The organism is Prauserella halophila (assembly GCF_024171895.1).
Lineage (GTDB): Bacteria > Actinomycetota > Actinomycetes > Mycobacteriales > Pseudonocardiaceae > Prauserella > Prauserella halophila.
Genome location: NZ_JAMTCQ010000008.1, coordinates 1,016,682 through 1,029,574, shown reverse-complemented (window position 1 = coordinate 1,029,574; position 12,893 = coordinate 1,016,682). Strand labels below are relative to the sequence as shown.

Genomic DNA, 12,893 nt, shown 5'->3' with positions numbered 1-12,893 from the left:
GGGGGAGGATCTCCCCATGGCCGAACACGACGTGAAACCTCGCAGCCGCGAGGTGACCGATGGAATGGAACGTGCGGCGGCTCGCGGGATGCTGCGAGCGGTCGGCATGGACGACGACGATTTCACGAAGCCGCAGATCGGGATCGCGTCGTCGTGGAACGAGATCACCCCGTGCAACCTGTCGCTGGACCGGCTCGCCGAGGCGAGCAAACAGGGTGTGCACGGTGGGGGAGGGTTCCCGATGGAGTTCGGCACCATCTCGGTGTCGGACGGGATCTCGATGGGACACGAGGGCATGCACTTCTCGCTCGTGTCACGGGAGGTCATCACCGACTCGGTGGAGACGGTGATGGAGGCCGAACGCCTCGACGGCGCCGTGCTGCTCGCCGGGTGCGACAAGAGCCTGCCCGGCATGCTCATGGCCGCCGCCCGCCTCGACGTGGCGTCGGTGTTCCTCTACGCGGGCTCGACCCTGCCCGGCAGTGTCGACGGCCGCGAGGTGACGATCATCGACGCGTTCGAGGCCGTGGGGTCCTGTGCCCGCGGGCTGATCACGCGGGAGGAGGTCGACAAGGTCGAACGCGCCATCTGCCCCGGTGAAGGTGCCTGCGGTGGCATGTACACGGCGAACACGATGGCGTGCGCCGCCGAGGCACTGGGCATGTCGCTGCCGGGTTCGGCCAGCCCGCCCTCGGTGGACCGGCGCCGCGACCGGTTCGCCCGAGACGGTGGCGAGGCCGTCGTCGGACTGCTGGGCAAGGGCATCACCACCCGCGACATCCTCACCCGCGAGGCGTTCGAGAACGCGATCGCGGTGGTCATGGCGCTCGGCGGGTCGACGAACGCGGTGCTGCACCTGCTGGCGATCGCCAACGAGGCCGAGGTGGAGGTGACGCTCGACGACTTCTCGCGCGTCGGCGACCGGGTGCCGCACCTGGCCGACGTGAAACCGTTCGGGAAGCACGTGATGACCGCCGTCGACCGGGTCGGCGGCGTGCCCGTGGTGATGAAGGCGCTGCTCGATGCGGGCCTGCTGCACGGTGACTGCCTGACGGTCACCGGGAAGACCGTTGCCGAGAACCTCGCCGAGCTGGCGCCGCCGGAGCTGGACGGCGACGTCATCCGCAAGCTCAGCGAACCGATCCATCCGACCGGCGGGCTGACGATCCTGCACGGCAGCCTCGCGCCCGAGGGTGCGGTCGTGAAGAGCGCGGGATTCGACTCGGCCCGGTTCGAGGGCACGGCGCGGGTGTTCGACGGCGAACAGGCCGCCATGGACGCGCTCGGTTCGCTGCAGGCCGGTGATGTGGTGGTGATCCGTAACGAGGGGCCGCGCGGCGGGCCGGGGATGCGCGAGATGCTCGCGGTGACCGGTGCGATCAAGGGTGCGGGCCTCGGCAAGGACGTGCTGCTGCTCACCGACGGCCGGTTCTCGGGCGGCACCACGGGCCTGTGCATCGGGCACGTCGCGCCGGAGGCCGCGCACGGCGGGCCCATCGCGTTCGTCCGCGACGGCGACCCGATCACCCTCGACATGGAGCGGCGCACGCTCGACGTCGGCGTGGGTGACGAGGAGCTGGCGCGCCGGGCCGAGGGGTGGCAGCTGCCCCCGGTGCCGCGCCGGACCGGCGTGCTCGCCAAGTACGCGAAAACGGTGGGCACGGCGGCGAAGGGAGCCGTCTGCTCCTGAGCTGGGCACCGTGAGGGTGAGCACCGCGAGGTGTGAGCACACCGTGAGGTGTGAGCCGTGAGGTGTGAGCCGTGGGTGCATGACGGGCCCGGCCCGTCATGCACCCACGGGCGAGGACGTCACCTGTCTTCCAGGTCGCCTTCGATCCGGAGGTAGACCTCCTGCATCGCCGACATCAGTTCCGGGTCGGGCTCGGCCCACATGCCCCGGTCGGCCGCCTCGTTCAGGCGTTCGATGATGCCCCGCAGCGCCCACGGGTTGGCCTGGGCCAGGAAGTCCTGGTTCTCCTTGTCGAGCACGTAGGACTCGGTGAGCTTCTCGTACATCCAGTCGTCGACCACCCCGGCCGTGGCGTCGTAGCCGAACAGGTAGTCCACCGTCGCGGCCTGCTCGAACGCGCCCTTGTAGCCGTGGCGCCGCATCGCCGCCAGCCACCGCGGGTTGACGACACGGGCCCGGAACACCCGCGTGGTCTCCTCGGACAACGACCGCGTGCGCACCGCATCCGGGCTGGTGCTGTCGCCGATGTACGAGCGCGGCGCTCTGCCGGTCAGCGCGCGCACCGCGGCGATCATGCCGCCGTGGTACTGGAAGTAGTCGTCCGAGTCGGCGATGTCGTGTTCGCGGGTGTCGGTGTTCTTCGCCGCCACCGCGATCCGCCGGTACGAGGTCTCCATGTCCGCGCGCGCCTCGGCGCCGTCGAGGCCGCGGCCGTAGGCGTAGCCGCCCCACACGGCGTAGACCTCCGCCAGGTCGGAGTCGTCACGCCAGTTGCCCGAATCGATCAGCGGCAGCAGCCCCGCACCGTAGGAGCCCGGTTTCGAACCGAAGATCCGGGTCGTGGCGCGGCGCTCGTCGCCGTGGTCGGACACGTCCGCACGCACGTGGGCGCGGACGAAGTTCTGCGACTCCGGTTCGTCCAGTGCCGCCACGAGGCCGACCGCGTCGTCGATCAGATTCACCACGTGCGGGAACGCGTCGCGGAAGAATCCGCTGATGCGCACCGTCACGTCGATCCGCGGCCTGCCCAGTTCGTCGAGCGGAATCGGTTCGATCCCCGTCACGCGGCGTGAGGCCTCGTCCCACACCGGCCGGACGCCCAGCAGTGCGAGCACTTCGGCGGCGTCGTCGCCGGAGGTGCGCATCGCCGACGTACCCCACACCGACAGCCCCACCGAACGCGGGTACTCGTCGTCGTTGTCCGAGCGGTACCGGCTCAGCAGCGAGTCGGCGAGCGACTGGCCCGTCTCCCACGCCAGCCTGCTCGGGATCGCCTTCGGGTCGACCGTGTAGAAGTTGCGGCCCGTCGGCAGCACGTTGACCAGACCGCGCAGCGGCGATCCGCTCGGGCCCGCCGGGATGTATCCGCCGTCGAGCGCGTGCAGGATCGCGTCCAGCTCGCCGCTCGTGCCGGCGAGCCGCGGCACGACCTCCTCGGCCGCGAACCGCAGCACTGAGGCGACGTCCGCCCGTACCTCGGCGCCCGTGTCGGCGCAGACCTCGTCGACGGCGTCCGGCGACCAGCCGCGCTGCTCCATCGCCTCGACCAGCTCGTGGGCGGTGGCCTCGATCCGGTCCACATCGGACTTCGGTGCGTCCCCGGTGAGCCCGAGCGCGCTGCGCAGCCCCGGCACCGCGGCCTGGGTTCCGCCCCACATCTGGTTGGCCCGCAGCATCGCCAGCACGAGGTTGACGCGGGCCTCACCCGTCGGCGCCTCGCCGAGGATGTGCAGCCCGTCGCGGATCTGGGCGTCCTTGACCTCGCACAGCCAGCCGTCGACGTGCAGCAGCATGTCGTCGAACTCCGCGTCGTGCGGACGCTCCTCGAGTCCGAGGTCGTGGTCGAGCTTGGCCGCCTGCATCAGGGTCCAGATCTGCTGGCGGATCGCGGGCAGCTTCGCCGGGTCCATCGCCGAGATGTTGGCGTGCTCGTCGAGCAGCTGTTCCAGCTTGGCGATGTCGCCGTAGCTCTCGGCGCGCGCCATCGGCGGCACGAGGTGGTCGATGATCGTGGCATGGGCCCTGCGCTTGGCCTGTGCGCCTTCGCCAGGGTCGTTGATGAGGAACGGGTAGATCATCGGCAGATTGCCGAGTACGGCGTCCGGTGCGCACGCCGACGACAACCCGGCCGTCTTACCGGGCAGCCACTCCAGCGAACCGTGCTTGCCGAGGTGCACCACGGCGTCGGCGCCGAATTCCTCCTCCAGCCACCGGTACGTGGCCAGGTAGTGGTGACTGGGCGGCAGATCCGGGTTGTGGTAGATCGCGACCGGATTCTCACCGAATCCGCGCGGCGGCTGGATCATCAGCACGACGTTGCCCGCCTGCAGCGAGGCCAGGACGATGTCGCCGTCGTCATCGCCGGAGCCGCCGTCGACGTAGAGCTCGCCCGGAGGCGGTCCCCAGTGTTCGATCATCTCGTCGCGCAGTTGCTGCGGCAGCTGTTCGAACCACTCCCGGTAGCGCGCGGCGGGAACCCGGATCGGGTTGCCCGCGAGTTGCTCCTCGGTGAGCCACTCCGGATCCTGGCCGCCCGCCTCGATCAGCGCGTGGATCAGCGCGTCGCCGTCGGGCTGGTCCGTACCGGTCGGATCGACGCCCGGGAACGCGTCCGGTCCCAGGTCGTACCCCTGGGACCGCATCCGGCGGAGCAGTTCGACGGCCGAGGCCGGGGTGTCCAGCCCGACCGCGTTGCCGACGCGGGAGTGCTTCGTCGGGTATGCCGACAGCATCAGCGCGATCCTGCGGTCGGAAGCCGGGGTGTGACGCAGGTGTGCGTGCGCGAGCGCGATGCGGGCGACCCGGGAGGCCCGTTCGGCGTCCGGCACGTAGTGGGGCAGGCCGTCCTCGTCGAGCTCCTTGAACGAGAACGGCACGGTGATGAGCCTGCCGTCGAACTCGGGCACGGCCATCTGGTTGCCCGCGTCCATGGGCGAGAGGCCCTCGTCGTTGTCGAGCCAGGTGTCGCGGTCGCTGGTCAGGCACATGGCCTGCAGCGTCGGGATGTCCAGCGCGGCGAGTTCGGCCACGTCCCATGACTCGTCGTCGCCGCCCGCACCCGCCTCGGACGGGCGGGTGCCGCCTGCAGCCAGCACGGTCACCAACAGTGCGTCGGCGTGCTCGAGCTCGGCCATCATCTCCGGCTCGCGCGAGCGCAGCGAGGCGCAGTATATCGGCAGCGGCCGTCCGCCCGCGGCCTCCACCTGATCGGCGAGAGTGTGGACGAACGCGGTGTTGCCGGACAGGTGGTGTGCGCGGTAGTAGAGGATCGCGACGACCGGGCCGTCGGCGGGACCGCTCGAGGTCCGCGGCAGCACACCCCACGAGGGCTGCTCGGCGGGGGGCTCGAACCCGTCACCGGTGAGCAGCAGGGTGTCGGACAGAAAACGGTGCAGCTGGGCCAGATTCTCCGGTCCGCCGTGGGCGAGATAGGTGTGCGCCTGGGTCGCGGTACCGACGGGGACCGTCGACAGTCCCATCAGCTCCGCGTCCGGCGCCTGCTCGCCGCCGAGCACCACCACGTGTGCGCCGCTCTCGCGCACGATGCGGAGTCCCTCGGCCCACGTGCGCTCGGTGCCGAGGATGCGCACGACGACGATCGGCACGTCCTCGAGCAGTCCGGGCAGTTCCTCGAGGTCGAGGCGGGCGGGGTTGGCAAGACGGTAGTCGGCGCCGCTCGAGCGCGCACTCAACAGGTCGGTGTCCGACGTGGACAGCAGCAAGATCACAGGTGGTTCCTCCTCGGCCGTCAACTCTCCGGGGGTGGGCGAGGGGAGTCAAGGTGACGTATTGCTCCGGGGCGCGCTGACCTGGGGGAGGCGCCGCGAACGGACCCTTCGTGCCACGCCGGTCGCCTCGCGGGGCAGCCACGAGGGGTCCGGAGCGCCGGGGAGGCTGCCTAGAGTGGGCGCATGGCCACGACCCGACCCGGTGCTGATCGACCCGGCACCGATCGACCCGGCACCGTCCGGCTCCGCGCGGACGCGTGTCCCGGGGTGCTCGCCACGCACGACGCCGCCGACGGTCCGCTCGCCCGCATCCGGTTGCCCGGCGGCGGGGTGTCGTCCGCGCAGGCGCGGGCGATCGCCATCTGCGCCGAGGAGCTCGGCGACGGTCGGGTCCACCTCACCTCCCGTGCCAATCTGCAGCTGCGCGCGATCCGCGACGTCGACGCTCTCGTCGGCCGGTTGGCCGGGGCGGGGCTGCTGCCGTCGCCGGGTCACGAGCGCATCCGCAACATCCTCGGCTCGCCGCTGTCCGGCCTCGCTCCGGCCGGCGGGCCCGAGGCGGACGAGCCCGGGATGGACGAGCCCGGGATGGACGAGCCCGGCGGCGCCGCCGCAGGCACCGGGACGGCGGCGGGTTCCGGCCCCCCGGCGAGGCTCGCCGACATCCGACCGCTGGTGCGCGAACTCGACGCCGGGTTGCGTGCCGCACCCGAGCTGACCGGCTTGCCCGGCCGGTTCCTGTTCGCCCTCGACGACGGCAGCGGCGACGTCGCGGCCGGTGCCGACCTGTGCTGGCGCGCGACGGCGGCCGGCACCGGGGCCGTGCTCGTGGCCGGCGCCGACACCGGGCTGCGGGTACCGGCATCCCGCGCGGCGGGGGCGATGGTCGCGGGCGCGCGGGCGTTCGACGAGGTCCGCGGCGCGGCGTGGCGGCTCCGCGAGATCGACCCGTCACCCGTGGTCGAGGCACTGGGGACCTACGCGAGCGCGCACGCGGACCCCGCGCCGCAGCGGTTCGCCTCCCCGGTGCGGGTCGGGCCGGTTCCGGGCACCGGTGCCGTCGTCGCCGCGCCGCGGTTCGGGGAGCTGGCAGCCACCACACTGCACCGGCTGGCCGCCCGCGAGCTCGCAGGAGGTGAGGACGACACGGTGCTCACCGTCACCCCGTGGCGGACCGTCGTGGTGCACGACACGTCGCCGGAACAGCTCGCCGGATCCCCGGATCTCGTCGCCGACCCCGGCGACCGATTACTCGGCGTGAGTGCCTGCATCGGGGCGCCGCGGTGCGCGAAATCCCACGCCGACGTGCGTGCCGACGCCCTCGCGCTCGCCCCCGACGGCGTCGACGCCCACTTCGCAGGGTGTTCACGGCGGTGCGGCAGACCGGGCGGATCTCACATCGACGTGGTCGCCGCGGAGGGCGGCTATCACGTCGGGGGTACGTTCGTCGGGCTCGACCGGGTCGCCGAGGCCCTGTCCGCGCAGCGCCGGTGACGACCTCGCCTGCGGGTGCGAGACCATCCGACCGCACGACACGGGAAGGACAGCAGTGATCGACTACATCCGGGACGGAGCGGAGATCTACCGCCATTCGTTCGCGACCATCCGGGAGGAGGCCGATCTCGCCGTGTTGCCGGACGACGTCGCAGGCGTGGCGGTGCGAATGATCCACACGTGTGGCATGACCGATCTCGTCGACGACCTGGCCTACAGCCTGGACTTCGTGGACGCGGGCCGTGCGGCCCTCGAGGCGGGCGCCCCGATCCTGTGCGACGCGAACATGATCGCCAGCGGTATCACGCGCCACCGCCTGCCCGCCGACAACGAGGTCGTCTGCACGCTGTCCGACGACCGCGTCCCGCGGCTGGCCGAGCAGCTCAACAACACCCGCTCCGCGGCCGCGCTCGACCTGTGGCGGGACCGGCTGCCCGGCTCGGTCGTCGCGATCGGCAACGCGCCCACCGCGCTGTTCCGCCTGCTCGAGCTGATCAACGAGGGCGTCGGTAAGCCCGCCGCGATCATCGGCGTCCCGGTCGGGTTCGTGGGTGCCGTCGAGTCGAAGGACCTGCTGACCATGCGCGCACCTGCACCGTATCTGGCCGTGCGCGGGCGCCGTGGCGGCAGCGCGCTGGCCGTGGCCGCGGTCAACGCGCTGGCCACGAAGGAGGAGATCCTGTGAGCTCCGGGACCGGTGTGCTGCACGGCGTGGGCCTCGGCCCCGGCGATCCCGAACTCGTGACGGTCAAGGCCGCGCGGCTGATCTCCGAGGCCGACGTCATCGCCTACCACTGCGCGCGGCACGGCCGCAGCATCGCGCGCTCGGTCGCCGAGCCGTACCTGCGTGACGGGCAGCTCGAAGAGCGCCTCATGTATCCGGTCACGACGGAGACCACGAACCATCCCGGCGGGTACGAGGGCGCGATCGCCGAGTTCTACGAGCTGGCCGCGAAGCGCCTGGCCGAGCACCTCGACGAGGGCCGCAACGTGGTGCTCCTGTGCGAGGGCGACCCGTTCTTCTACGGCTCGTACATGTACATGCACGAACGCCTCGCCGACCGCTACGAGGCCCGCGTCGTGCCGGGCGTGACGTCCGTCAGCGGCGCGTCCGCCGAGCTCGGTCGTCCGCTGGTGCAGCGGGACGAGGTACTCACGCTGCTGCCGGGCACCCTGCCGGCCCCGGAGCTCGCCCGCAGGCTCGCCGACACCGAGGCCGCCGCGGTGCTCAAGCTCGGTCGGACGTTCGGTGCGGTGCACGAGGCGCTCGAGGAGGCGGGCCGGCTCGACGAGGCGTACTACGTCGAACGTGCGAGCTGGCAGGTGCAGCGGGTCGGACCGCTGACCGACGTCGATCCCGAGACGGTGCCGTACTTCTCGCTGGCCGTGGTGCCGAGCCCCGCGTACGCCTCGCGCAAGGCGGGTGCGGACGAAGCGCCTGCGCCCGGGAACGACCCGGCCCGCGGCGACGTCGTGGTCGTCGGTCTCGGACCCGCAGGCCCGGAGTGGCTGACGCCCGAGGCCGACGAGGCGCTGCGGGAGGCCGAGCACCTCGTGGGCTACGGCCCCTATGTGGCGAAGGTGCCGCAGCGGGCCGGGCAGGAGCGGCACGCGTCGGGAAACCGGGTGGAGGCCGACCGCGCCCGCGACGCGTTGCAGCTGGCCGCAGACGGCGCGCGGGTGGCCGTCGTGTCGTCGGGTGACCCCGGCGTGTTCGCGATGGCCTCGGCGGTCCTGGAACAGGCGGAGGCATCCGAGTTCGCCGACGTCTCGGTACGGGTCCTGCCGGGCGTGACCGCGGCGCACGCGGCCGCCTCCCGGGTCGGCGCCCCGCTGGGTCACGACTTCGCCATGGTCTCGCTGTCCGACCGGCTCAAGCCGTGGGACGTCATCGAACGCCGCCTCGACGCCGCAGGCGGGGCGGATCTCGTCGTGGCGCTGTACAACCCCGCCTCGCGCAGTCGCACCACGCAGCTGACGACCGCGCGCGACGTGCTGTTGCGGCATCGGGCCGCCGGCACCCCCGTCGTGATCGCCCGTGACATCGGCGGTGCCGAGGAGGCCGTGCGGGTGGAGACGCTCGGCGGGTTCGATCCGGCCGAGGTCGACATGCGGTGCGTGCTCATCGTCGGCTCGTCCCGCACGCGGGTGCGGACCCAGCCCGACGGCACCCCACTCGTCTGGACTCCGCGTAGTTACGACTGACCCCTCGGGAACGACTGATGTCCGGTGCCGAAGACCCCGTCGACGGCCTGCGCGACCTCGTCGGCAGGCCGTCGCGGCGTCGGTTCACGGCCGATCCGGTGCCGCGCGAGGATGTCGAGCAGATGGTCGATGTCGCGCGGCGCACCGGTTCGGCACGGAACCGGCAGCCGTGGCGGTTCGTCGCGGTCACCGACGCCACCGTGCGGCGACAGCTCGCCGGTTGCGGTGCGTACGCGGGCCATCTCGCGGGTGCGCCCCTGGTGCTGGTGCTGCTGACACGCGACGACGGGTTCCGTGACACGCCCTTCGACCTGGGCAGGGTCGCGCAGTCGCTCATCCTGGCCGCGTCCGCGCTCGGCTACGACTCGTGCCTGGCCACGTTCTACCCCGAGGACAACGTCCGCGCCGCGGACCTCCTGCTGGGCGTCGAGGGGCCGTGGCACGCCGAACACGCGGTATCCGTGGGCCGCCCGCCGCGCGACGACGCCGTATCGGGGACGCCGGCGGTGCCGACGGGCAGGCGCCGGGTCTCGGAGCTGCTGACCTGGCGGGAGTGAGCGGTCGCCGCTCAGCGGTTCTCGTCAGCGGCTCTTGGAGTTGCCGTCCGGCTGCTGCGGGCCGGGGCCGGGGGACTGCCAGCCCCACATGGTCCGCTCACCCGTCTCGACCGTCGGTTCCGTGCCCTGGAGATACGGCCTGACCTCGTACAGCGAGCCCCACGCCTGGCTGGGGTTGCCCCGCACGTAGCTCGGCACCTCGGGGTCGTCGGCGACCTCCTCGAGGTTGCCGATCGGGCCGCCGCCCTGGCTGCTGGCGATGTTCGACTCGTGGGCCAGCGGCTCGGCGACGATCCGGTACTCGGGCATCTCGTAGATGCCGTTGCGGATCGTCATCGGGTTCAGGCACGGGTAGACGAACGAGGCAGGCCAGTCGATGTAGACGGGCGCGTCGCCGACGCGTTCGGTCAGCGTGGTGAACGTCGGCAGGCGTGGTGCGGTCACGGCGACCCAGCCGTCCTCGGTGAGGTCGTCGTCGTGGGCGGCCACGCGCACGGCGGTGGCGCGATCGGGGGTCCGGTCGAGACTCAGCCGCAGGTCCTTCCACTCGCCGTCGCCGTCGCCGGAGGCGAGTAGTTCTTCGGTGCCCACGACCTCGAAGCCCTGCGCGGTCGGCCTGCCGAACTCCAGCCCCACCCGCGTGGCCTTGCCGCCCGGTGCGTAGGCCGACAGTGTGATCTGGTCGGCGTCGCCGCGCTCGCCGAGCCCGAACCAGTGCGTGCGCAGCTGTCCGGTCGGGTTCGCGGACTCGTTGTAGCTGCTCCACATCGGCACCGATTCCGGGGTGAACCCGTGCGGCGGTTCGGCCAGCGCGTCGCCGTCGCCGAGCGGTTCGGTGTGGAAACCCGCCTGCACGGGGCCGTTCGCCTGCGCCGGTTCGGGCAGCTCCCCGGGCCGGTTCTGTCCCGGCTGCGTCTCCTGCTGCGGGGCGGTGCGTTGCCGGCCCGCTGGCAGCTGCTCGAGCATGCTCGACACCGGGTCGCGTTCGACCATCACGTAGTCGCCGAGGCCGCAACTGGAGCCCAGCACGTGCTCGGCGTTGGCCTTGCCGAACGAGTACGTGTCGCGCTGCTCGTGGATCGCCTTGGCCATGGAGCCGACCTCTGCGGCGACGAACAGTCCGCTGACCATGACGAACGCGAGCGAGCCGCGGAACAGCATGCGGTGCTGCGACGGTTGCGGCGCCTGCGGACGTCCCGCGCGGATGTTCTCGACGAACGCGTACAGCGCGAACAGCGCCGCACCGGCCAGCAGCACCGTGGCCAGCTTGATGCCGAACAGCTGGGGCGCCATGTTCCACCACGGCACGCCGAGGCGGGAGACGAACCAGTACGCGTTCGGCCCGGTCAGTGCCAGCGCGGCGACGCCGAGCAGTCCGGCCACGAACAGTGCCTGGTTGCGCCGCGACCGCAGCACCGACGCGCTGACCGCCAGTGCCGTCAACCCGGCCATGGCTGCGCCGACCGCGGCGAAGGCACCGAAGTGGTGCGTGAACTTGGTCGGCGTCAGGGCCATGAGCAGGAAGAACACCGCGGTGGTGCCGATGAGGCGGCGGCTCGGCCCGAGCGCGGCCCCGTTGATCCGGCTGCGGCGCAACAGCACGGCCAGGCACGCAGCCGTGCACAGCAGAAGCAGCAGCACCGGGAACCGGCGGGTGGCCGAGCCGTCCGCGGAGTCGGTGAACAGCAGCTCGTAGCGGTTCAGCTCCTGGAACCACGACAGGTTCGGCCCGACCGCGGTCCGCAGGCGGGTGCCTTCCAGGACCGTGGCGAACGTCTGGTCGGCGAACACGACGACCAGCACCAGGAGGCCGGCGCCTGCGATCGGGGCGAGTACCGGAATCCAGCCGTTGTCGCGGGCGCGCTGGCGCAGCAGCTGGAACAGCGGCTTGGCCGCGACCAGGAACGGGGCGACCGCGATGAGTCCCGTGGGGGTGGCGGCCAGGGTGAACGCGGCGGCGAGCAGGCCGAGGCAGACCGGCAGCAGCCGCCGGGTGACCAGTGCGCGCTCGACGGCGCAGAGGGCGAGCAGCGAGCCGACCGCGGCGACCGGTTCGGGCCGGGTACCGGTGTTGTAGGTCATCCACCAGACCAGGAACACCGTCGCCGCGGCCCAGCCGGCCGCACGGCTGGACCGGACCGCCCTGCCGAGGCGGGGCATCACCTCGCGGCTGATGAGCAGCCAGCTGAGCACGCCGAGCAGGAACGACGGCAGCCTGATCCACGGCGCGACCGTGCTGACGTGCGCCATCAGCTCGTAGACGTGGTAGAACCAGCCGAACGGTGCCTCAGCGACGCCGAACCACCGGTGATAGTTCGTGAGGTACCCGGCGTCCTCGGCGACGCGGGCCATCGACAGGATGTAGCCGTCGTCGGCGGTGACGGGGCCGATGAACACCCAGACACCGAGCATCCCGACGACGAGCGCATCGCGCCCGGTCAGCCGCCACCAGCCGGTCGGGGCCCAGCGCGGTGCGCGGCGGGCGAAGCCGCGGTCGAGCCGGTTGACCACGAACAGGCAGCCCAGCAGTGCGACGACGGCGATGCCGCCCACGACGGTTTTCAGCACCGTCGGTTCCGACTGGTAGCGGGTGTCCGGGGTGATCGACACCGCCAGCCCGTCGACCGGGTCCTGCCCGGTCTCGATCGACGAGTAGATGCCGACGACCCGCGGTCGTACGTCGCCGTCCTCGGCATACACCGGGGTGCCGTCGACCGAGAGGCTCGTGTGCTCGGCGGTCGAGGACACCGAGATGGTGCAGTCGCCCGCGGGCAGCGGCTGGCGGGCGACCTGCTCGCCGCGGCTGAACGCGATGAGGGTGTGGTCGTTGACCCGCAGCTGCATGCCGGCGCCGTCCTCGATGCGTTCCGGCGGGATCGTCGAGAGCAGGTTCGCCGTACCTGCGGCGCGGTCGTCGAGCGATCTGGCCGTCGCGCACGGGACGTCGGCCGTGAGTTCCTGGGCCCAGTATCCGGCGAGCGGGGCGTTGACCTGTTCGGTGCTGCCGCCTGCGGGCCAGCTGATCCGCGCGGTGTCCTGGACCACGGGCAGGAACGGGTACGCGACGGCGCACACGGCGGCGACGAGCCCCAGGATCGTGGCGAGCCACTTCTTCTGTGTGTTCGCGCGAGGGCCCGTTGATCCGGTGGAGCTGCCCGAGTGCCCCGGTTGTTCGCCGGAATTGTCCGTCGAGGTCGAGATCGCTGGCGGCATCGGAGG

Annotated in this window: 7 protein-coding genes; 5 read left to right on the top strand and 2 right to left on the bottom strand. The window is 71.9% G+C overall.

The window, feature by feature from the left end; all coding sequences use genetic code 11:
• The first annotated feature begins 16 nt into the window (after window positions 1-16).
• On the top strand, window positions 17-1,690 hold the full coding sequence (gene ilvD / locus LY41_RS05010; RefSeq protein ID WP_253862607.1) for a dihydroxy-acid dehydratase: 1,674 nt from the start codon (window positions 17-19) through the stop codon (window positions 1,688-1,690).
• A 119-nt stretch (window positions 1,691-1,809) separates the two neighbouring features.
• Here ilvD and cobN read toward each other — a convergent pair whose 3' ends face one another.
• Window positions 1,810-5,418, bottom strand: coding sequence for a cobaltochelatase subunit CobN (cobN, locus tag LY41_RS05005; RefSeq protein WP_253862606.1), 3,609 nt, complete (start codon window positions 5,416-5,418; stop codon window positions 1,810-1,812).
• A gap of 183 nt (window positions 5,419-5,601) precedes the next feature.
• Here cobN and LY41_RS05000 point away from each other — a divergent pair, with 183 nt between their 5' ends.
• Genes LY41_RS05000 through LY41_RS04985 form a run of 4 tightly spaced genes read left to right on the top strand, consistent with a single transcriptional unit; the run spans window position 5,602 to window position 9,674 of the window.
• Window positions 5,602-6,912: a ferredoxin-like domain-containing protein gene (locus LY41_RS05000; protein WP_253862605.1), complete on the top strand. Its 1,311-nt coding sequence runs from the start codon at window positions 5,602-5,604 to the stop codon at window positions 6,910-6,912.
• A 55-nt stretch (window positions 6,913-6,967) separates the two neighbouring features.
• On the top strand, window positions 6,968-7,597 hold the full coding sequence (locus LY41_RS04995; RefSeq protein WP_253862604.1) for a precorrin-8X methylmutase: 630 nt from the start codon (window positions 6,968-6,970) through the stop codon (window positions 7,595-7,597).
• On the top strand, window positions 7,594-9,117 hold the full coding sequence (locus tag LY41_RS04990) for a precorrin-2 C(20)-methyltransferase (RefSeq protein WP_253862603.1): 1,524 nt from the start codon (window positions 7,594-7,596) through the stop codon (window positions 9,115-9,117). The genes LY41_RS04995 and LY41_RS04990 overlap by 4 nt, the downstream gene beginning before the upstream one ends.
• 17 nt (window positions 9,118-9,134) lie before the next feature.
• Window positions 9,135-9,674: a nitroreductase family protein gene (locus tag LY41_RS04985; RefSeq protein ID WP_253862602.1), complete on the top strand. Its 540-nt coding sequence runs from the start codon at window positions 9,135-9,137 to the stop codon at window positions 9,672-9,674.
• Window positions 9,675-9,698: 24 nt separating this feature from the next.
• On the opposite strand, the gene LY41_RS04980 is transcribed toward LY41_RS04985, so the two are convergent.
• Window positions 9,699-12,887 carry an arabinosyltransferase domain-containing protein gene (locus tag LY41_RS04980; RefSeq protein WP_253862601.1) on the bottom strand — a complete coding sequence of 1,063 codons (3,189 nt, stop codon included), beginning with the start codon at window positions 12,885-12,887 and terminating at the stop codon, window positions 9,699-9,701.
• Window positions 12,888-12,893 lie beyond the last annotated feature (6 nt).

Coding starts and splice junctions, on each gene's coding strand:
- LY41_RS04985 (WP_253862602.1), top strand. CDS start 9,135: ATGTCCGGTGCCGAAGACCCCGTCGACGGCCTGCGCGACCTCGTCGGC.
- LY41_RS04980 (WP_253862601.1), bottom strand. CDS start 12,887: ATGCCGCCAGCGATCTCGACCTCGACGGACAATTCCGGCGAACAACCG.
- ilvD (WP_253862607.1), top strand. CDS start 17: ATGGCCGAACACGACGTGAAACCTCGCAGCCGCGAGGTGACCGATGGA.
- LY41_RS05000 (WP_253862605.1), top strand. CDS start 5,602: ATGGCCACGACCCGACCCGGTGCTGATCGACCCGGCACCGATCGACCC.